General features: G+C 72.7%; 1 protein-coding gene. It reads left to right on the top strand.

Annotation, left to right across the window (positions count from 1 at the left end; translation table 11 throughout):
- Positions 1 to 326: 326 nt before the first annotated feature.
- On the top strand, positions 327 to 722 hold the full coding sequence (locus tag PHA29_RS10530; RefSeq protein WP_270849591.1) for a hypothetical protein: 396 nt from the start codon (positions 327 to 329) through the stop codon (positions 720 to 722).
- The last annotated feature ends 390 nt before the right edge of the window (positions 723 to 1112 follow it).

Raw genomic sequence — 1112 nt, 5'->3', positions numbered from 1 at the left:
CGAAGACGCGACCGGAGCGGGGCGCGGCCGTGGGACTGCCCTCCGTGCGCACGACGGCGGCACGGACGCCCCGTGCGCGCGACGCAGCGGCGGCGGTCACGGCGCGCTCGGCCCCTGGTTGGCAGCGGCCGGTGGCGGCGGTGCCGGGCGGGCGGCGAAACAATCGCCCTTCTCGTCCTTCTCGACGTTCTTCTCGCCCTGTACTTGTCGACAATTCTCTATCGTCTGTCGAAAACGAGGAGCAGGTCAGACGTACTGTTGCGAAGCGTCGTTCTTCTCGTCATCCCTTGTGGGACAATCGTCTCGGACGAGGAAGGGAGGATGTCGTGGAGGGACGCGACGTCGCGCGGTTCGCGCGTGAGCTCAGGGAGAGGATCGAGGAGCGGGGCGCCGCCGCGCTCGATAGGTTCGACTGGGCGGAGCGCTTCTGGGGGCTCGGCTTCAGGATGGACTGCGGGCACTCGTACGAGGAGCGCTACGACATCGCCCTGCACGACGTGCGCGGCCTCAGGCGCGAGCTCTCGCGCATCGACGACGTGCAGACGCTCGGGGACGCGTGCTTCTCGCAGTGCCGCTACATCACCCACTGGGCGATGGGCCCCTGCGACGATCTGGTCGAGTGGCTCGGGGTCGCGCTCGCGAGGCTCGAGGAGCTCGCCGGCGGCGTCGAGCTCGCCTGGGACGACGAGGCGGACGCCTGGCGGAGGGCCGGCGACCGCTGAGGGCGCGGCCGCGACCGGGACCGGCGGAGCCGGACCGCGCGCGGCGCGGTTGCCGGAGGCGGCCTCGGCAACGGCCCCGTCGCACTCGGGCACGGGTCTCGCGCCGGGATGCCCGCCGCCGCGCTGGGGTGACGACACTGCCGGCAGCGGACGAGCGAGACGGCGCAGCAGCCCGACTGCCGTAGCGGAGTGCGCGCCGCAGCGAGGGGCCGACCCGCCCCTCGCGAAGGTTGACCGACGTCAGGCCGCCCCGGACGCGGAGGCTGTGTATGCGCGCGGTGCGAGCGACAGACGGCGGAGCCCGAAGCATGCGCCCGCCGCGAGGGGCGGACGGCGCAGCCGGCCGGACCGAGCCGGGCGCGTGTGTTTGGTCAAGTCTTCCTTTTGGAT

Source organism: Candidatus Collinsella stercoripullorum, from assembly GCF_027669965.1.
GTDB lineage: Bacteria > Actinomycetota > Coriobacteriia > Coriobacteriales > Coriobacteriaceae > Collinsella > Collinsella stercoripullorum.
This window is presented reverse-complemented; position numbering and strand designations above follow the sequence as displayed.